The sequence below is a fragment of the Yoonia sp. 2307UL14-13 genome (assembly GCF_037572755.1).
GTDB lineage: Bacteria > Pseudomonadota > Alphaproteobacteria > Rhodobacterales > Rhodobacteraceae > Yoonia.
The window spans coordinates 102,717-121,843 of the sequence record NZ_JBBIFZ010000006.1 but is presented as its reverse complement, the minus strand read 5'-3'; the positions used below and the strand labels follow the sequence as shown (position 1 = coordinate 121,843).

At 61.4% G+C, this 19,127-nt stretch carries 21 protein-coding genes; 13 read left to right on the top strand and 8 right to left on the bottom strand.

The window, feature by feature from the left end; translation table 11 throughout:
• Positions 1-14 precede the first annotated feature (14 nt).
• From V8J85_RS15050 to V8J85_RS15020, 7 genes are read left to right on the top strand one after another with little or no spacing between them, the layout of a single operon-like run.
• On the top strand, positions 15-518 hold the full coding sequence (locus tag V8J85_RS15050; RefSeq protein WP_339954582.1) for a GNAT family N-acetyltransferase: 504 nt from the start codon (positions 15-17) through the stop codon (positions 516-518).
• Positions 515-1,459: an ABC transporter permease gene (locus tag V8J85_RS15045; RefSeq protein ID WP_339954581.1), complete on the top strand. Its 945-nt coding sequence runs from the start codon at positions 515-517 to the stop codon at positions 1,457-1,459. Before V8J85_RS15050 ends, V8J85_RS15045 begins: the two co-directional genes overlap by 4 nt.
• Complete coding sequence (locus V8J85_RS15040) at positions 1,456-2,271, top strand: ABC transporter permease (protein ID WP_339954580.1); 816 nt, start codon at positions 1,456-1,458, stop codon at positions 2,269-2,271. The genes V8J85_RS15045 and V8J85_RS15040 overlap by 4 nt, the downstream gene beginning before the upstream one ends.
• Positions 2,268-3,872, top strand: a complete 1,605-nt coding sequence (locus tag V8J85_RS15035) for an ABC transporter ATP-binding protein (RefSeq protein ID WP_339954579.1) — start codon at positions 2,268-2,270, stop codon at positions 3,870-3,872. Before V8J85_RS15040 ends, V8J85_RS15035 begins: the two co-directional genes overlap by 4 nt.
• Positions 3,853-5,295 carry an aldehyde dehydrogenase family protein gene (locus tag V8J85_RS15030; protein WP_339954578.1) on the top strand — a complete coding sequence of 481 codons (1,443 nt, stop codon included), beginning with the start codon at positions 3,853-3,855 and terminating at the stop codon, positions 5,293-5,295. Before V8J85_RS15035 ends, V8J85_RS15030 begins: the two co-directional genes overlap by 20 nt.
• Before the next feature lie 4 nt (positions 5,296-5,299).
• Positions 5,300-6,037: a glucose 1-dehydrogenase gene (locus V8J85_RS15025; protein WP_339954577.1), complete on the top strand. Its 738-nt coding sequence runs from the start codon at positions 5,300-5,302 to the stop codon at positions 6,035-6,037.
• Positions 6,021-7,043 (top strand): P1 family peptidase, encoded by a 1,023-nt coding sequence (locus tag V8J85_RS15020; RefSeq protein WP_339954576.1) that lies wholly within the window; start codon positions 6,021-6,023, stop codon positions 7,041-7,043. The genes V8J85_RS15025 and V8J85_RS15020 overlap by 17 nt, the downstream gene beginning before the upstream one ends.
• On the opposite strand, the gene V8J85_RS15015 is transcribed toward V8J85_RS15020, so the two are convergent.
• Positions 7,009-7,626, bottom strand: coding sequence for a ferric reductase-like transmembrane domain-containing protein (locus V8J85_RS15015; protein WP_339954575.1), 618 nt, complete (start codon positions 7,624-7,626; stop codon positions 7,009-7,011). The two genes, V8J85_RS15020 and V8J85_RS15015, sit on opposite strands and share 35 nt — an antisense overlap.
• Positions 7,626-8,114 carry a twin-arginine translocation pathway signal gene (locus tag V8J85_RS15010; protein ID WP_339954574.1) on the bottom strand — a complete coding sequence of 163 codons (489 nt, stop codon included), beginning with the start codon at positions 8,112-8,114 and terminating at the stop codon, positions 7,626-7,628. Before V8J85_RS15010 ends, V8J85_RS15015 begins: the two co-directional genes overlap by 1 nt.
• 510 nt (positions 8,115-8,624) lie before the next feature.
• Here V8J85_RS15010 and V8J85_RS15005 point away from each other — a divergent pair.
• Positions 8,625-9,314, top strand: a complete 690-nt coding sequence (locus tag V8J85_RS15005) for a DNA helicase (protein WP_339954573.1) — start codon at positions 8,625-8,627, stop codon at positions 9,312-9,314.
• Here V8J85_RS15005 and V8J85_RS15000 read toward each other — a convergent pair.
• Genes V8J85_RS15000 through V8J85_RS14975 form a run of 6 tightly spaced genes read right to left on the bottom strand, consistent with a single transcriptional unit; the run spans position 9,292 to position 14,678 of the window.
• Positions 9,292-10,449, bottom strand: coding sequence for a trans-sulfuration enzyme family protein (locus tag V8J85_RS15000; RefSeq protein WP_339954572.1), 1,158 nt, complete (start codon positions 10,447-10,449; stop codon positions 9,292-9,294). The genes V8J85_RS15005 and V8J85_RS15000 overlap by 23 nt on opposite strands.
• Positions 10,450-10,499: 50 nt before the next feature.
• Positions 10,500-10,994, bottom strand: coding sequence for a DUF3592 domain-containing protein (locus tag V8J85_RS14995; RefSeq protein ID WP_339954571.1), 495 nt, complete (start codon positions 10,992-10,994; stop codon positions 10,500-10,502).
• Between the two features lie 4 nt (positions 10,995-10,998).
• A complete protein-coding gene (locus V8J85_RS14990) occupies positions 10,999-11,505 on the bottom strand; it encodes a hypothetical protein (protein WP_339954570.1) in 507 nt (168 codons plus the stop codon).
• Positions 11,502-12,743, bottom strand: coding sequence for a bifunctional folylpolyglutamate synthase/dihydrofolate synthase (locus tag V8J85_RS14985; protein WP_339954705.1), 1,242 nt, complete (start codon positions 12,741-12,743; stop codon positions 11,502-11,504). The genes V8J85_RS14990 and V8J85_RS14985 overlap by 4 nt, the downstream gene beginning before the upstream one ends.
• 29 nt (positions 12,744-12,772) lie before the next feature.
• Entirely contained in the window at positions 12,773-13,708 is a 936-nt protein-coding gene (accD, locus tag V8J85_RS14980; RefSeq protein ID WP_339954569.1) for an acetyl-CoA carboxylase, carboxyltransferase subunit beta, read from the bottom strand.
• A gap of 55 nt (positions 13,709-13,763) precedes the next feature.
• Complete coding sequence (locus tag V8J85_RS14975) at positions 13,764-14,678, bottom strand: CPBP family intramembrane glutamic endopeptidase (RefSeq protein ID WP_339954568.1); 915 nt, start codon at positions 14,676-14,678, stop codon at positions 13,764-13,766.
• 99 nt (positions 14,679-14,777) lie between these two features.
• Between V8J85_RS14975 and ilvD the strand changes: the two genes are divergently transcribed.
• The 5 genes from ilvD (at position 14,778) to V8J85_RS14950 (ending at position 19,095) form a co-directional block, all read left to right on the top strand.
• Positions 14,778-16,541, top strand: coding sequence for a dihydroxy-acid dehydratase (ilvD, locus tag V8J85_RS14970; RefSeq protein ID WP_339954567.1), 1,764 nt, complete (start codon positions 14,778-14,780; stop codon positions 16,539-16,541).
• Between the two features lie 2 nt (positions 16,542-16,543).
• Positions 16,544-17,137, top strand: a complete 594-nt coding sequence (locus V8J85_RS14965; RefSeq protein ID WP_339954566.1) for a dihydroxy-acid dehydratase — start codon at positions 16,544-16,546, stop codon at positions 17,135-17,137.
• Between the two features lie 58 nt (positions 17,138-17,195).
• Positions 17,196-17,969 carry a DUF6478 family protein gene (locus V8J85_RS14960; protein WP_339954565.1) on the top strand — a complete coding sequence of 258 codons (774 nt, stop codon included), beginning with the start codon at positions 17,196-17,198 and terminating at the stop codon, positions 17,967-17,969.
• A gap of 9 nt (positions 17,970-17,978) precedes the next feature.
• Positions 17,979-18,344 carry a hypothetical protein gene (locus V8J85_RS14955; RefSeq protein WP_339954564.1) on the top strand — a complete coding sequence of 122 codons (366 nt, stop codon included), beginning with the start codon at positions 17,979-17,981 and terminating at the stop codon, positions 18,342-18,344.
• 265 nt (positions 18,345-18,609) lie between these two features.
• Positions 18,610-19,095, top strand: coding sequence for a fasciclin domain-containing protein (locus tag V8J85_RS14950; protein WP_339954563.1), 486 nt, complete (start codon positions 18,610-18,612; stop codon positions 19,093-19,095).
• The last annotated feature ends 32 nt before the right edge of the window (positions 19,096-19,127 follow it).

The window sequence follows — 19,127 nt, the reverse complement described above, 5'->3', positions numbered from 1 at the left end:
GTTCTTGTATCCGAATGCTGATCCGTCCCGAAACCCCCGCTGACATAACGACGATCCGACAACTCACAGATGTCGCCTTCGCCCCCATGCCCTATGCCGACGGGAATGAAGGCGCGGCGCTCGATCAGATGCGCATCGACAGGGACCTGACATTATCGCTCGTCGCCGAAAAAGACGGTGAGATCATCGGCCATGTCGCCTTCTCCCCCGCCCAGATCAGCGAAGCCGCGGGCGATTGGTACGGGCTCGGGCCAATCTCTGTGCGGGCCGACCGGCAAAAGCAGGGCATCGGCACCAAACTCGCGCATGAGGGGCTGGGCCAACTGAAAACACGCGGTGCCGCCGGATGTGTCCTCATCGGCAGACCTGCGGTTTACGGGCCGATGGGGTTCATCTCTGACGGCAACCTGACCCACAAGAATATCGACCCCGCCATCGTCCAATACATCATCCTGAATGACACAGCACCGAAGGGCGAGGTTACCTTCGCCCCGGCACTGCAAGAGACCAGCCCATGATCCGCTATGCGCTGGGCCGTCTGACCTCACTAATCATCAGCCTGTTCGTGGCCTCGCTCGTTATCTTCGCGGTGATTGAGGTTATCCCCGGCGACCCCGCAGCCTTCATGCTGGGGGTCAATGCGCGGCCCGATACGATCGCAGCTTTGCGCGCGGAAATGGGCCTCGATCAGCCATTGATCACCCGTTACCTCAGTTGGATCACCGGCTTGCTGCAAGGCGATTTCGGGCAATCCTGGACCTACAAAACGCCAGTGTCAGACCTTATCGCCGACCGCATCTGGGTCTCCCTCCCACTCGCCACCTACGCCCTGATCCTGTCCACCCTCATCGCCTTCCCAACGGGCATCTTTGCGGCCAGCAAGCGCGGTGGGGCAGGTGACATCACGATCATGGGCGCGACCCAACTGGGCGTCGCCATCCCGAATTTCTGGTTCGCAATGATCCTTGTCCTGATCTTCGCCATCAACCTGCGCTGGTTCAGCGCGGGCGGGTTTCCGGGGTGGGATGACCCCCTGCAAGCGATCAAGGCTCTCACCCTGCCAGCCATCGCCCTCGCCCTGCCGCAAGCGGCGATCCTGGCCCGCGTCATGCGGTCATCGCTGCTGGACATGCTGGGCGAGGATTTCATCCGCACCGCCCGCGCAAAGGGCCTGACCCGCCGCCAAGCGTTGTGGCGCCACGCGGTGCGCAACGCGCTGATCCCAGTGCTGACGATCATCGGGCTGCAGTTTTCGTTCCTGCTCGCAGGCGGGATCATCATCGAACAGGTCTTCTTTCTGCCGGGCCTCGGGCGGCTCATCTTCCAATCGATCAGCGCGCGCGACCTGATCGTCGTGGAAAGCGTGGTGATGCTGCTGGTCTTCACCGTGATCGTGGTGAATTTCCTCGTCGATCTCGCTTATGCCCTCGTCGATCCGCGTTTGAGGACAAAGGCATGAGCCGCAACCTGATCATCGGCGGCGTCATGACCGTGTTCTTCATCGGATTGGCGATTTTGTCCTTCCTCTGGACACCTTACAACATCGAAACGCTCGACATCCCGAACAAACTGCATCCGCCAGACGGAACGAACGTGCTCGGCACCGACCAATTCGGGCGAGATATCCTGTCGATGATCATGATGGGCGCGCGCACATCGATTGCCGTTGCCCTCGTCGCTGTCGGCATCGGCATGGGGCTGGGCATTCCGCTGGGTTTGCTCGCCGCCGCACGGAAAGGATCGCTGCTCGACGAGCTGATCATGCGCGGCAATGACCTCGTCTTCGCCTTCCCGTCGCTTGTGATCGCGATCCTGATCACCGCCGTGTTCGGCGCCTCTGCCGTCAACGCGATCATCGCCATCGGCATCTTCAACATCCCCGTCTTCGCCCGTTTGGCACGCGGCGCGGCACTGCCGTTATGGGAGCGCGATTTCATCCTCGCCGCCCGCGTCTGCGGCAAGTCGGCGACGCGCATCTCTGTCGAACATATCCTGCCCAACATCACCAACCTGATGATCGTGCAGGGGACGATCCAGTTCAGCTTGGGTATCCTGGCCGAGGCCGCTTTGTCCTACATTGGTCTCGGTGCGCAGCCCCCGACCGCCAGTTGGGGGCGGATGCTGGCGGATGCGCAAACGCTGGTCAGCATTGCGCCGCATACGGCGCTGGTGCCGGGCTTTGCGATCCTCTTGATGGTGCTGGGGCTGAACCTGCTGGGTGACGGTTTGCGCGACTGGCTTGACCCGCGGATCAGGGTGGCGCGGGTATGAGTTTGCTCACCATCAACAACCTGTCGCTGTCCATCGGCAACTTCGACATCCTGCACGAGGTCAGCCTGTCGATGAAACCGGGCGAGATCGTGGCGATCACCGGCGAAAGCGGGTCGGGCAAGTCGATGACGGCCCTGTCGGTGATGGGTCTGTTGCCGCAAGGGGCAACGCCGTCGGGGCAAATCCTGCTGGACGGCACCGACATCCTGAAAACGCCCGAAGCCGACCTGTGCGACATGCGCGGCAATGCGATGGGGATGGTTTTTCAGGAACCGATGACGGCACTGAACCCGGTGCGGACGATCGGCGATCAGGTGGCCGAGACGATCCTGATCCACGAAAAGACCTCGAAGGCCAAAGCGCAGGCCTGCGCCGCCGAGATGCTGCAACGGGTCGGACTAAAGGTCGCGCCAACGCGCTACCCGCATGAGCTGTCCGGCGGGCAGCGGCAGCGTGTCGTGATTGCCATGGCGATTGCGCTGCGCCCGAAACTGCTGATCGCGGATGAGCCGACGACAGCGCTCGACGTCACCACCCAAGCCCGCATTCTGGACCTGTTGCAAGACCTCGTGCGGGATTTCGACATGGGGCTGTTGCTGATCACGCATGACCTCGCCGTCGTGGCGGATATGGCCGATCAGATTGTCGTCATGCAAAAGGGCCGGGTGGTCGAAACCGGCCCCACCAAGCACCTTCTGACGGACATGCAGCACCCTTATACGCGGGCGCTGTTTGAGGCTTCGGCTCACAAGGTCGACCTGCCCGTGCGCACAAGTGTGCGCACAGCGTGTGTACACCTTCTGCACGCAAAGCACATCGTCCGAGACTACCCATTATCACGCCAAAAAATACTCGGGCCACGCCCGATGTTTCGCGCACTGGATGACGTCTCTTTCCACATCGACCATGGCGAACGGGTGGGGTTGGTCGGCGAAAGCGGGTGCGGAAAATCGACCCTCACACGCGCCATTCTGGGGCTGGAGGACGTGCAGGGGGGCGAGATCACCTCGGACGGCGAACCGGTCTTTTCCGCCGGGCCGAATCTCGCCGTGCGGCGCAAGATGCAGGTCGTCTTTCAGGACCCCTATGGTAGCTTCAACCCGCAGCATAGGGTAGAGCGGTTGATAACGGAACCGTTTCATCTGTTAGAGAAGCCACCCACTGGGAAACGACGCGCCGCCGCTATCTCCAAGGCTTTACAGGATGTTGGCCTGTCACCGGACGACGCGGGCAAATACATCCACGAATTCTCAGGCGGGCAGCGGCAGCGGATCGCGATTGCCCGCGCGCTGATCATCGAACCGGAACTGATCATCTTTGATGAAGCCGTGTCCGCGCTCGATGTCTCGGTCCGCGCGCAGGTTCTCGACCTGATCGCCGACCTCTGCCGCAAACGGTCGCTCGCCTATCTGTTCATCAGTCACGATCTTTCGGTCGTGCGCGAAGTGACCGACCGTGTGATGGTCATGCAGGCAGGCAAGATCGTGGAACAGGGTGAGACCGAAGCGGTCTTCACCAACCCGCAGCACCCCTATACCGAAACCCTCATCGCCGCCGCGCCAACACTGCCGGAGTTACCACATGCCATTGAAACCGTTTGATATTCCCGAGGCCTGCCACCTGATCGAGGGCGCTTGGATTCGTGGCGAGGCCACGATCCAAGTCACGAACCCGTCGGATGGTGCGTCGCTGACAACGATTGCACGCGGCGGCAAAGGGCAGATCGATGCGGCAGTGATTGCAGCGCAGGTCGCCCGCGACGGCGCGTGGGGCAAGATGACCGCAGCAGAGCGTGGTCGCGTCCTGAACCGCATCGGTCACGCTGTGCTGGATCATATTGATACGCTTGCGCAGATCGAGGCGCTGGATGTCGGCAAGCCCCTCAAACAAGCGCGTGCCGACGCTTTGGCACTGGGCCGCTACATGGAGTTCTACGGCGGCGCTGCTGATAAAATCCATGGCGAAACAATCCCTTACCTTGATGGCTACACCGTCTACACCCTGCGCGAACCGCATGGCGTCACCGGCCACATCATCCCATGGAACTATCCGATGCAGATCATCGGGCGGTCGGTTGGGGCCGCGCTGGCGATGGGCAATGCCTGCGTTCTGAAACCGGCAGAAGACGCCTGCTTGACCGCGCTCGCCTTCGCGGCCATCGCCATGAAGGCCGGCCTGCCTGCAGGCGCCCTGAACGTCGTGACGGGCCTTGGGTCAGAGGCCGGGGCCGCGCTGGCAGCACATCCGGGCGTGCAGCATATGTCGTTCACTGGCTCGGTGCGGACGGGTGAGATGATCCAGGCGGCAGCGGCGAAAAACGTGATCCCGGTTACGCTGGAACTCGGCGGCAAGTCCCCGCAGCTTGTCTTTGACGATGCCGACCTCGACCGCGCTTTGCCCTTTTTGATCAACGCGGGCATCCAGAATGCCGGTCAGACCTGTTCCGCCTCCAGCCGCATTCTGGTACAGCGCAGCGTTTATGATGAAGTATCGGCCCGGATGACCGATGCCTATCGGAAGCTGCGCGTCGGCCCGGCGATCAGCGATCTGGATGTCGGGCCCCTGATCTCGGCCAGACAGAAAAAGATCGTGACCGATTTTCTGGAGCGAGGTGCGGACCTGCCCATCGCCGCCCAAGGCAAAATCGCGACCGATGCCAAGGGGCACTATGTGCAACCGACGCTCTTTGCCGATGTTCCACCGGACCACACACTTGCGCAAGATGAAGTCTTCGGCCCCGTACAAGTCTTGATCCCCTTTGACGACGAAACGGAGGCGCTACACATCGCAAACGGCACCGATTACGGCCTTGTCGCCGGGATATGGACCGGCGACGGCGGGCGGCAGATGCGCCTCGCCAAGGCGTTGAAATCCGGTCAGGTCTTCATCAACAACTACGGCGCGGGCGGCGGCGTCGAACTGCCCTTTGGCGGCATCGGCAAATCGGGCCATGGGCGCGAAAAGGGGTTTGAGGCGCTTTATGGCTTCTCTACGCTGAAAACCGTGGCGGCTTGGCATGGGTGAGGGGATGCGACTTTCAGGAAAGACGGCGGTGGTGACAGGGGGCGGGTCCGGTTTCGGCGCCGGGATCGCCCGGAAATTCGCGACAGAGGGCGCGCGGGTCTTCGTGGCCGACATCAGCGCCGATAACGCAAGGAAGATAGCACAAGAGATCGGCGGCGTGGCGGTGGCCTGTGACGTCGCAGACGGCGCGTCGGTCGCGGACATGGCGGCACGGATCAAAAAAGACGACACGCTGGATATTCTGGTGAACAACGCGGGCGTCACCCATCTGCCCGCCGCCTTAGAGGATGTCAGCGAAGACGACTTCGACCGCCTGTTTCATGTGAACATGAAGGCGGTCTACCTGACCGCCCGCAACTTCGTGCCGCAATTCAAGGCCCAGGGGTCCGGGGTGATCCTGAACATCGCCTCCACTGCGGGGGTGTCCCCGCGTCCGCGGCTGAACTGGTACAACGCTTCCAAAGGCTGGATGATCACGGCGACCAAGACGATGGCGGTGGAACTCGCCTCGCATGGCATCCGGGTCAATGCGCTGAACCCGGTGGCGGGCGAGACGCCTTTGCTGAAATCCTTCATGGGCGAGGACACGCCCGAGATGCGGGCAAAGTTCCTGGCGACGATCCCCTTGGGGCGTTTCTCGACGCCCGAAGACCTAGGGAACGCCGCCTGTTTCCTCTGCTCGGACGAGGCGAGCATGATCACAGGCGTGGCGATGGAGGTGGACGGTGGCCGCTGTATCTAAAGGACCGCGCAACCTGATCACGGATGTGGCGGGGCTGAAGGTCGGCAACGCGCAGGACGACCGGCTGAAATCCGGCAGCACTGTCCTGACCGCCGGCAAACCGTTCACCGCCAGCGTGCACGTCATGGGTGGCGCGCCCGGCACGCGCGAGACGGATTTGCTGGCGCCGGACAGGACCGTTACGCAGGTGGATGCGATTGTGCTTTCAGGTGGATCGGGCTTTGGTCTGGATGCCGGATCGGGTGTTGCGGATGCTTTGCGGGACATGGGGCGCGGCTATGCGATCGGGGACATGCATGTGCCGATCGTTCCGGGGGCAATCATCTTTGATTTGATCAATGGCGGGCAAAAGAACTGGACCGAAAACCCCTATCGAAAACTGGGGCGGCGGGCGCTCGAGGCGGCAGACAAGGGCTTTGAAATCGGCAGCGTTGGGGCCGGCACCGGCGCATTGGCCGGGATGCAAAAGGGGGGCTTGGGGTCCGCCTCGGCCATCTTGCCCGACGGAACGACCGTCGGCGCTCTGGTGGCGGTCAATCCGCTGGGCAGCGTCACGACCCCCGGCGACCGGCACTTCTGGGCAGCACCGTTTGAAATGGAGGGCGAGTTCGGCGGGATCGGGCCTGATACAATCACCGACTACGTACTGCCCGCCGTCAGCCGCAAGGAAGAGGCGATGATGCAGGCTGTATCAGAAAGGATGAACACGACGATCGCCATCGTCGCGACCGACGCGCCGCTGACCAAAACGCAGTGTCACCGGCTCGCGGTGACCGCACATGACGGGATCGCGCGGGCGATTGTGCCCGCACATACGCCGCATGACGGTGATCTGGTCTTTGGTATCGCGATGGGTGATGAAACCGGCGTCGATCGGCAAAGAATGCGCGACATCGGGGCTGTGGCCGCCATCTGCCTCAGCCGTGCCATTTGCCGTGGCGTTTACGCGGCGACCCCGGCAAAGGGGGATATCATGCCGACCTATCGGACAATGAACGGCGTTTGATCACCCAGGCACGGCGGTCGATGATGACCTTGAGCAGGGCGAGAATGGCGAGGATGCTCAACCCGTATTTGGTGACGGTTTCCATCGTGCCCTCGATCAACAAAACATGTGCGACGGTCCCACCTACGGTGATGGCTACCAAGGCTGAATGACCCAGGCGCCACGCGCGCAAGGGCAGTCGGTGGCGAAGCAGCGCCATGAATGCTGCAGCAAAGACCGCCCACATCGCGATAGCGCCCCACAGCGAAAAGGGTGCCGGGGATCGGAACAACAATACGTCAATCACGTCCGGTGGGCTTGTGATCCACAGGCCGATGATATGGACGACGACGGCCGCGACGATCGTTGCACCCACCCACCGATGAACTCTTCTCCCGGTTTGGCCGCCCAGTCCGGGCAGGTGGCCACCAACAAGCAAAGGCTGCGCCAGCATCGCAGCCATTCCGATAATCCCCGCAAACCCCGCGATGATATAGATCGGTTCACGCCATGCCAGAAACGGGCTGAACGCCGCCGCGGCCAAGGGGGTGATCATCGCAGCGCCCAGGCCTGCCCAGATCAGGACCGCACGGGCGCGTGTCATCAGGCGGGTTGCAGTACGAAATGCGCGGCGAGGGTCGTGTCATTCGGGCTGTCCATCACAGGGCGCAGAAACACGGTTTCGAATTCGCCGCTGTCATAGGCCAGATGCCCATGCGCCTGCCCGAACGCAGGAACGATCTGGGGCATCTCAAGCCGGAACTCACCATTCGCGTCGGTCAGCGTCGCGCCATGACTGCGCTCATCCCGCTCATGTCCTTCGGTCGTATGGGCCCAGATCTGAATACGCTGACCCGCAAGCGGCGCGCCGTCACCGGCACGACGGACAGTACCGGTCATCCAGAAACCGCCGCCACCGATCCGTTCGACGATCGGGGCACCGGGGCGATAATTGTTCGACCCGCCCCGCATTGTCTGGGTCGGGGCGACGCCTTGCGCTTGCGCAGGGACGAGGAGCCCCGAGGCACCGGTCACCAATGTGGCGCCCGAGGTTGCAAGAAGGGTACGGCGGGTGATTGGGGCATTTTTCATGAAACTCTCCGATCAAACATCCTTATATTTACTATAGGCGTTCCCGCGCGGATTCCGAGTTTCTGCGACCTAACGACATGCCAATGCGGCTCACGTCTGTGTGAAAGCTATCGCAGTATACAAGAATACCCGCCCCCGACCTGATCCGGGGCCTCTTCCAGTTTGTCTGCAAAAAACCATGGCCCGAAAACAAGAAGACAGGCTTAACGCCTGCCCACTCGCCCTGCCAAGACTGCTCTGCTACGCCTTATTTCTCTGGACGCCTCGTTGTCGGCGAATCTAGACGAACAAGTGATTCGCCGTCAATCCTCTGATTCGCGAATCGGCGAAAATCTGGTCTTTGCGGGTGGTGGATAGCCGTTTATGATGATGACTAGGCCGCTGTCCCGGCCTCCCGCCCTCCGTGAAGGGGAAGCAAGCAACCGGCAGGGCATCGCCAGATCAAATCACCTTTCCGGGCATTCGCAGAACGAGGGCATGTGACATCCGACCCGCAATGAAAGGTATGCCATGATCCTCTCTGCTTCCATTCCCGCGCTGAAACGCAAGGCCAAAGCGCTCGCCCGCGACCGGGGTATCCGTCACCATCAGGCGCTGGATCAACTCGCCCGCGCCGAGGGCTTCCAAAGTTGGAGCCATTTGTCCGCACAGGGCAACCCATTCACGCCGGGTGATTTTATCCTGCTGGGCGCGCGACCCGGTCACGGCAAAACGCTGATGGCGCTTCGCCTTTTGACCGATGCGGTCAGGGCTGGCCGACGCGGTTACTTCTTCACGCTGGAATACACGACGGTCGATGTCATCCGGCGGCTCCGCCAAATCGGCACCGAACCACGTGCGCTGGGCGCCAATTTCATTCTCGACACGTCAGACGAGATATCCGCGGATTACATCATCACAAAAACGGCGGATGCCGCGACTGGCGAGGTCATCATTGTCGACTACCTGCAGCTGCTGGATCAAAGGCGATCCAATCCGCTGCTGGCGGCCCAAGTCGCCGCACTTTCATCTTATGCGCAGCGCCGGCGCCTGATCATCGTCGCGATCTCGCAGATCGATCGTGCCTATGAGGAAAGCGCCGATACGATGCCAGACCTGTCCCATGTGCGATTGCCAAACCCCGTTGACCTGAACATGTTCACCAAGACCTGCTTTCTTCATGCGGGGCAAATCCAGATCAACCGGCACCCGCCCGGCTAAGCGCCTGTTCAAGGTCATAGATCAGATCATCTGCGTCCTCGATCCCGATCGACAGGCGCAACAGACGCGGATGCACTGGAAAGCCTTCACCCGACACTGTCTTGCGGTGTTCGATCAGGCTTTCCACCCCACCCAACGATGTCGCCGGGTAAAACACCTCGCAAAACCGGCAAACGTCGATGGCCGTCTGTTCGGTTCCCTTCACGATCATCGACATCATGCCGCCGAACTGGCCGTCAGTCTGGCGTTTCGCGACCGCATGACCGGGATCAGAAGGCAGGCCCGGATACAGGACCGCCTCGATCCCTCCGTGCCCTTCAAAGTGCCGGGCAATGGCCATTGCATTGGCGCATGCCCTTTCGACCCGCAGATACAATGTGCGCATGCCCCGGATCAATAGCCAGGCATCGAACGACTGTAAAACCGTCCCCTGCAACTTGCGGATCAAGGCGATGTCGTCCCAATGATCGCCCGTCGCGCGCACCGAAAGCGCCCCCGCGCTCACATCGGAATGCCCACCCAGATACTTGGTGGCCGAATGAAACGAGATATCTGCGCCCAGATCCAATGCGCGTGTCATGCAAGGCGGGGTGGCTGTACAATCGGTCAGCAGCTTTGCACCGGCGCCGTGGGCAATCTCGGCGGCGGCGGCGATATCCGTCACTTCCCAATTCGGGTTGTTCGGGGTCTCGACCCAGACCAGCGCCGTTCCATCCCGGGTGGCTGCAGCCAGTTCATCCAGGCTACCGGCTGTGTAGTAGCTGACCTCTAACCGCCCCTTCGCTGCATAACGCTGCAGCTGATCCAGCACGCCATGATACATCACCTTCGGTGCCACGACATGCGCACCCGCTGGCAGATGTTCGATCACCGCCGTACAGGCCGACATACCGGACGAAAACAACAGAGTTTCCACCGCCCCCTCCATCTCGGCGATCATCGCCTCGGCCTGCACCGTCGCGCCATTGCCATCGCGGCGGTAAAAATACGGTTTCTGCACCGCATAATCCGCATCCCGCGCATACGTCGCCGCTGGCTGGATCGCGGGGGTGACGGCACCCGTGCCATCTTCTTCGAAATGCAAGGCTTGCGAGATGCGTGTGGGCAGTGATGGTTTGCGGTTATGGTCAGTCATTGCCACCTCGAAAAGTCATATGGCTCTATCAGCCGCCGTAGCGAAAGCCATCAGGTTTTGACGCGCCCGCTGGCGATGAGCCAACAGATGAAACTCATGCCGGCGCATAGCGCGACGGCAAACAGATAGATCAGCAAGAACAAACCGCCGCCGGGCAATAGCACCGCTTCATCCGGTGACCGCGGATTGTAGTAGACGTCGACGGCCTCCCCGGCGTTGCGTTGCGCGAAGCGCATGATGCGGTCACGCCGATCTGTCGTAAAGACCGGTTTGGAGCCACCTTCGCTTGGGGTCGGGCCGAACGCGATCCGCTCCGCGCGGTAGTCCTGTCCCTCAACGTCGTAGCGGTACTTGACCACCGGAGTTTGTTTATAATTGGTTCCGCTGCCGCCACTTTCGGTTGCGGCATAGGTGATCTGGCCCGTCGTGACTGGCCAGGTTTTGCTCGCCCGCGCTTTCCAGGTTTGCATCCCGCCCAGCACGAAAATGAATAAAGCGGCGCAGAATAGAAGGACGGCAAACGAACCAGCAATGGCGGTCTTCATTGCGCTAGCTCACCGGCGCATAGACGCGGCAGCTTGGATCCACAGGGATCGCGCTGACAAGGAACGGCGTTTCGGGGGGCATCCCGCTTTCCTCGACCCACACGCCGTTCACGCAGAAATCCTGCGCATAGTTTCCAAGATTGAAGCCAAAGCCAGGATTGCCGCAATCCTCTGCCGTACCGTCCGCATTCCAGGCCTGGCTGACGCCCAGACCGATCTCGCCCGGGGTCATGAAAGAACTGCGGGCAGGATTGTAGCGCAACATCCAGCTATCATCGGGCTCGCGGCTTGCCATGTCCCATTTCCCCAGCAACTGCCCGTCCTTGTAACCTGCGATCTTGAACAGGGTCACGTCGTCCTCGGTCACGAGCGGTTTGTTCAGCGCACCGGGGGCAAGGGTCATTTGTCCGGTCATCGTATAATCATTCGCTCCCTTCCAGCAAAAATAGAAATCCGCCGCATGGGCGTTTGTGGCGAACAGGGTCAGGGCGGCGGTCAAAAAACACTTCATCGAAAATTCTCTCGCATCACATGGCCCGCCAGATAAAGCGATCCGCAGATCAGGATACGGGCATTTGGCGCGGTTTCGGTGATCGCTGCAAGGGCCGCGCGAACATCGGTGGCTTCGTGGGCGATCATCCCCACCTTTGCCGCCGCCGCCGCGGTCTCGGTCGCGGTCAGGGTCGCGGCTTCACCGGGGATGGACACGGCGTACAGGCTTTCGGCATGGGCGGTGAGTGGGGCCATATAGCCCGTGACATCCTTGGTCTTCAGCATCCCGCAGATCAGATAGGTCGGGCGTTTGGGCATGGCCGCCAACGTATCGGCAAGTGCGCGCCCCGCTGCCGGGTTATGCCCGCCATCCAGCCAAAGCTCAGCAGGTGCGACCAGATCCACCAGCGCACCTTTGGTCAACCGCTCCATCCGGGCGGGCCAATAGGCGCGGGTCACGGCAGCCTCGCAGGCCGCTTCATCCTGACCCAAAGCGCGCAAAGCGGCCAGCGCCGCGCCCGCATTCATGATCTGGTGCGGACCCGGCAGATTGGGCGGGGGCAGATCGAGCAACCCGCGTTCATCCTGATAGACCAGCCTTTCCCGCTCTATCGTGACATGCCAGTGCTGACCATGGACCAGCAGCGGCGCGCCCATCAGCGCCGCCTGTCGTTCGATCACGGCCAAGGCGTCATCGTGCTGCGGCCCGACGACACACGGCACCCCGCGCTTGATGATCCCGGCCTTTTCGCCCGCGATCTCGGGCAGCGTTTCGCCCAGATATTGCTGGTGGTCCAGATCGACGGGGGTGATGATCGTCAGTGCGGGCCGGTCCACCACGTTCGTCGCATCCAATCGGCCACCCAGACCGACCTCGAGCAAGGTGTAATCGGCATCGGTCTCGGCAAAGGCCAGCAGCGCAGCAACAGTCGTGATCTCGAAATACGTGATCGGCTGACCGTCGTTCGCGGTATAGCAACGATCCAGAACGGTGGTCAGCGCATCCTCGGAAATCAGTTCGCCTGCCAACCTGATCCGTTCATGAAACCGCGCCAGATGGGGCGAGGTATAGGCATGCACCTTCGCGCCACCCGCCTCCAACCCCGCGCGGATCATCGCCTGGGTCGAGCCCTTCCCATTCGTCCCTGCAATATGGATCACCGGGGGCAGCGCGTTCTGCGGATTGCCGACCGCCTCCAACAGATGCCACACGCGATCCAGCACCAGATCCATGACTTTGGGGTGCAAGGTCATCATCCGGTCCAGGATCACATCGGATCGGGTTGTCACTTCGCCTCTTCTTCCGCCGCCGCAAGCTCTTCGGCGGCTTCAGAGGTAATCTCGGGCGCGGGCAGGTCCCCTTTGACCGGCGCATCCTGCTTCATCAGCAGGCGTACGATCGTGACCAGCTCGTCCTTCAGATCGGTCCGCTTGGTCACCCGGTCCAGCATGCCGTGATCCAGCAGGTACTCGGCGCGCTGGAAGCCTTCGGGCAGCTGTTCCCCAATCGTCTGTTCAATCACGCGCGCACCGGCAAAGCCGATCAGCGCGTTGGGTTCGGCGATCTGGACATCACCCAGCATCGCATAGGATGCCGTCACACCACCCGTCGTCGGATGGGTCAGGACCACGATATAAGGCAGGCCCGCCTCCTTCAGCATCTGCACCGCGATCGTCGTCCGGGGCATCTGCATCAGGCCCAGGATACCCTCTTGCATCCGGGCACCACCGGCGGCGGAAAACAGGATCAACGGGCGTTTCAGGGCGACCGCGCGCTCAGCGGCAGCAACGATCGCATTGCCCACATACATCGACATCGATCCGCCCATAAAGGAAAAGTCCTGCACGGCCACGACGACAGGCGTGCGGCCCATGGCCCCCTCGGCCACCAGCATCGCATCTTTTTCGCCGGTTTTGCGGCGCGCTTCCTTGATCCGGTCGGTATAGCGTTTCTGATCGCGGAAATGCAGCGGATCGGGAACCGGCTCGGGCACCGGCACCTCGACAAAGATGCCGCCATCAAAGATCGAGCGCAGCCTGTCGCGCGCACCGATGGCCATGTGATGCCCGCAATTCGTGCAGACGTTCAGGTTGTCGGCCAATTCGCGATGAAACAGCATCGTCCCGCAGGAATCGCACTTGGTCCAAAGGTTTTCAGGCACTTCGCGTCGCGAAAACAGCGAATTGATCGTAGGGCGGACGTAATTGGTGATCCAGTTCATCGGGCGACCTTTTGCTTTACAGACCTGAAATATGCCTCACTGATGCGGAATGCAATCAACGGCGCAACGCGATCCGGGCGGCCAGCCACATGACCAGAACCGTCATGCACATGATGGCAAGTTCGAACATCGCACCCGGTGTCGCAAGCGCCTGCGCGCTGAAATCAAAGCCTTCGCGGTCGATCGCCGGATACAGAAACAAGGCCAGACCCGACGCAGGTTGCCCTTCGATGCCCAACACCATCAGCGCGAAAAAGTTGTTGGCCAAATGCAGGCCGATCGCCGCACCCAACGTCCCTGTTCGGGCCGTCAGGTCCGCGCAGGCCAGGCCAAGCGCCGTCGCCCAGATCATCCACAAAGTGCTGTCCGCAGTTCCTTCGCCATTGCCGTAATGCGCAAAACCGAAGATCATCGACGGCAGCACCATCCAGATCAACCGCGATGACGACAGACAGGCGAGCTGTTGCTGCAGATAACCGCGGAAATAGATCTCTTCCGTTCCGACCTGCAACAGCAGCACGATCAGCCCCGGTACGATCATCAGGGCCCACCATAGCGGATCACGGATTTCGGCCATCTCTGAAAGCGGCAGCCATGGCGGCAGAAACTCCAGCACCAGCAAAAGAAAACCAACACCCAGTACCACCCGCCACAGATCGGCCAGCGCCTGTTCGGGCGCGCCGATCAACGACCAGAAGCCGCGTGCGTGCACGATCCGCAAAACGATGACAAAGGCCCAGCCGACCAATCCGAAGATACCAAACTGCAAAAGGGTCGCCCACGTCGTGACCCCATCATAAAACGCCTCTGCCCCGTCGGGACCCAGAAGACTTGCCAGGATCGGTGGCAGGGTGAAAAATGCGACTTCGAAGCAGATGATCATCACCGCAATGCGCCACCGTTCGGACCGGGTCCAAGCGGGTGCGATAAACGCCTGATGCGGCGCATATGGGGTCTGGTGATCGCTCATCGCCCAACCATGACGGGGCCGCAACGCGGGTGCAACAACACTTGCACCGGCAACGCCCTCTATTTAGACCCCTTTCATCAGTTTCCGGGAGACGAACAGATGCTCAAGAATCAGACCGACAAGACCAAACTGCCCAGCCGTCACGTGACCGAAGGTCCCGCCCGCGCACCGCATCGGTCCTATTTCTACGCGATGGAACTGACAGAAGCCGAGATCAACCAGCCCTTCGTCGGCGTCGCGACCTGCTGGAACGAAGCCGCGCCCTGCAATATCGCGCTGAACTGGCAGGCGCAGTCGGTCAAGACAGGCGTGAAAGCCGCAGGCGGCACCCCACGCGAGTTCACGACGATCACGGTCACGGACGGCATCGCGATGGGGCATGAAGGGATGCGGTCCTCACTCGCCAGCCGCGAGGCGATTGCCGATACGGTGGAACTGACCATGCGCGGCCATTGCTATGACGCGATCGTGGGCCTCGCCGGTTGTGACAAATCCCTGCCGGGGATGATGATGGCGATGGTACGTCTGAACACGCCGTCGGTCTTCATGTATGGCGGCTCGATCCTTCCGGGCAAGGTGCCCGACGGCGCAGATGTTCCCGCCGATTTCGCCTCCCGTGATCTCACGGTTCAAGACATGTTCGAAGCCGTTGGTCGCTATCAGGCGGGCGATGTCTCGGACGCGCAACTCGCTGTTCTGGAACGTGTTGCCTGCCCAAGCGCCGGAGCCTGTGGTGGCCAGTTTACCGCCAACACAATGGCCTGCGTGTCCGAGGCCATCGGCCTCGCGCTGTTCAACTCGTCGGGTATGCCAGCACCTTATGAGAGCCGGGGAGAATACGGCATTGCGTCCGGCGAAGCGGTCATGACCCTACTCGACAAGAACATCCGCGCCCGCGATGTGGTCACATTGAAATCGCTGCAAAATGCCGCGCGCGTCGTGGCCTGTACCGGCGGATCGACCAATGCCGGGCTACACCTGCCCGCGATTGCGCATGAGGCCGGGGTCGACTTCACGCTAGAGGATGTCTGCGACATTTTCCGTGACACGCCTTATTTCGTCGATCTGAAACCGGGCGGACAATATGTGGCAAAGGATCTCTATGAGGCGGGTGGCGTGCCGGTGGTGATGAAAGAGCTGCGCAAATCGGGCCTGATCCACGAGGATTGCGTCACTGCCAGCGGACGCACCATCGGTGAAGAAATCGACCGCGTAACGGGCGAGGCTGATGGTCGCGTCATCTACCCCGTCGAAAACCCGATCACCAAAACCGGCGGCGTCGTCGGGCTGAAGGGCAACCTTGCGCCCGAGGGTGCCATCGTAAAGGTCGCGGGCATGTCGGAAGAGGAACAGGTCTTCACCGGACCCGCGCGCGTCTTCGAATCCGAGGAAGAGGCGTTCGAGGCCGTCAAACAGCGCGGCTATAAGGAAGGCGAGGTCATCGTCATCCGTAACGAAGGGCCGTCCGGTGGTCCGGGCATGCGCGAAATGCTGGCCACGACAGCGGCGCTATCTGGGCAAGGCATGGGCAAAAAGGTTGCGCTCATCACCGACGGGCGCTTTTCAGGCGCAACACGCGGGTTCTGCGTCGGCCATGTGGGGCCAGAGGCCGCGCATGGCGGGCCCATCGGCATGCTGGAAGACGGCGACGTGATCACCATCAACGCGATCACCGGTGAATTGTCCGTCGATCTGACGGATGAGGAACTGGCAACGCGCAAAGCCAACTGGAAAGGCCCGAAAGAGACGATCTACGCCTCCGGCGCGCTATGGAAATACGCGCAACTTGTTGGCGGGGCGCAAAAGGGTGCGGTCACCCATCCGGGCGCCAAGGCGGAAAAGCACATCTATATGGACCTCTGATCTTGCGGGTTTCCTTCGTCATGGCGGCGCTGACGCTTGCTGCCTGCGACCAGCAGCGACCCGCCAAATCGGTGGCACTCGTCCAGGGCGACATCATGGCAACCGCCCCGGCGGGCTATTGCATCGACCCCGCCACCAGCACGCCCGCCAACGGCTTTGCCGTCATGGCCCCCTGCGCCACCTTGGGCGGCCGTGACCCCGCGCCGGACGTGCTGGGTGTCGCCACGGTACAGGTCGGTGCTGCAGCCAGCGGCACCGTCGCGGGCGAGGAAGAGACCTTGCGCAATCTGATGCAAACCGCTGCAGGGGCGCAGCTGCTCAGCAATTCAGGCGACGCAAACCAGATCGAGGTACTGGACACGAAAACCGACGAAAACACCGTCACCGTGCATTTTCGTGACGACGGCACGCCACCCGTCGACGGCATGGGCAACGAGGAATGGCGGGCATTCACCGATATCGGCGGGCGGCTGGTGACGGTGGCCGTGCGCGGTCTGGCAGCGGCGCCGATGGATGGGGATACAGGTACGTGGCTGCTGGGACGGGTGGTCAACGGTCTTGTGCCGACACGGCCCGGCGAAAGCCCCGAAACATAAGCAATTTCACAATTCTTTGCCGCTACACTAAACACAAGGGGCAACGTTTGGGACGAACATGGCGATAAACCCCGATGGTCTGATAGGGCGGATGCTGCACCAGCGGGCGCTGCGGCGGTGGCAGGCCGCCGCAAGGGCGGCGGTCACGGCTGATCTGTCGGCGCTCCGGGCGCAACGGCAACAGGCGCGGCAACTACGCAATCCGCTGCGGGAACTGACTTATATCGCCAATGACCGGCTGGCCCTGCCACGCATTGGGACAAACACTTTTCCTCGGCCTGCGGGCACCGATTGGGCCTGGCGTCCGCAGCTTTGGCGCGGGGCGCTGCCAGAACGCGGGATCGCTCCGGCGCTTAACAAACAACGGCTGGGGCCGGATCTGGGGGTCTTCCACGATTGCCCGGCCAATGAAATCTCGTTGCGGCAGGTGCGAAATACACGGGACGATGATCTTGCCGCCTTCGGCGTGACGGTCGAGGTGTTCCAGTTCGACGGCAGCTTTCTGTCGCTCGTGCTCGACCTGCCGCAAGGCGCCTGCACTGGGCTACAAAGGCGGCACCTGATCCGGCTGACCACAGCGCTCGACCGGGAAAGGCCGATCCGGCTGTACACCAGGCTGAACGTCAAACACGGACCGAATACCGAACAGATCCTGCTATCGCTGCCCGAAACCACAGATGAGGGTCATGTCGAGTTTGACCTTGCCTATAGCCAACTCAACGAAAAACGGGCCGAGAAAATGTGGATCGATCTGATCTTCGAAAACCCCGCCATGAACCGGATCACCCTGCGCGACCTGAACATATGCCGGTTCCCCCGGGCCGAGGTATAAGAACGGAACATGGGCAAACTTGCACTGACGAAGACACGGCTGGCGCACGGCATCTGGGAAGGGGTCCTGTCCGGTGCCGGGCACGATACACCGCAACTGCGGGTCACGCACCAGGGGAAACTGCTCGATGGGCCCGACCTGCAGCACGATCCCGACCAGAATGTCTGGCTGGTCAGCATCAGCATCCCTGCGCGGCTGATCAGCGACGGGGTGCAAACCTTTGTGATCAGCGATGCGCAGGATAATACGCTTGGCAGCTTTACCCTGATGTCGGACGAGGTGATGGAAGGCGACCTGCGCGCGGAAATCGCCCTGTTGCGGAGCGAGCTTGAAATGCTCAAACAATCGTTCCGGCGGCATTGCAGCGAAGGATAGGCCGAAACATTCGGGCGGGCATTGTTTCAGACGTATGCAATCTTGACGACAAGTCGCCGTAAACGTTTCGTCGTGTGGGTGATTGAACCGTGATGGCGATGATGCACAATCCTTGGCAAAATGATCAATTTCGCACAAGACTTACGTTTTCGGATGGTATTTGGATCAATCGGCAATGCCGGTCTCAACTGATTGTCAGAACGGCAACCATATCAGGCAACGCTGCGTAACAACGACGTCAACAGGGACTTGAAAGGACTGCCCAATGAACCGTCGTTTTGCTTTGAAATCTTCCATCGCCGCTGCCGGTCTGGCCATCGTTGCCGCCTGTGCGCCGATGACGGAACCCGACATCGTCGATATCGCCGCCTCGAACGGTAATTTCAACACGCTGGTCGCCGCCGTGACCGCCGCCGATTTGGTGGACACGCTGAAGGGCCCCGGTCCATTCACCGTCTTCGCGCCGACGGACGCGGCATTCGCGGCCCTGCCAGCAGGCACAGTGGACAACCTGCTGCTGCCCGAGAACAAGGATCAGCTTGTCGCGATCCTGACCTACCACGTCGTGCCAGGCGCTGTGACCTCTGACCAGTTGGCAGGTCAGCGGCTGAGCGTCGCAACCGTGAATGGCGCCAACGTACATATCGACGGCACCAACGGTGTAAAAGTCGAAGAGGCGAACGTCACGACCGCCGATATCATCGCATCGAATGGCGTGATCCACGTGATCGACAGCGTGCTGTTGCCCTAAACATAGAAAGGTGGCGGATTGCTCCGCCACCT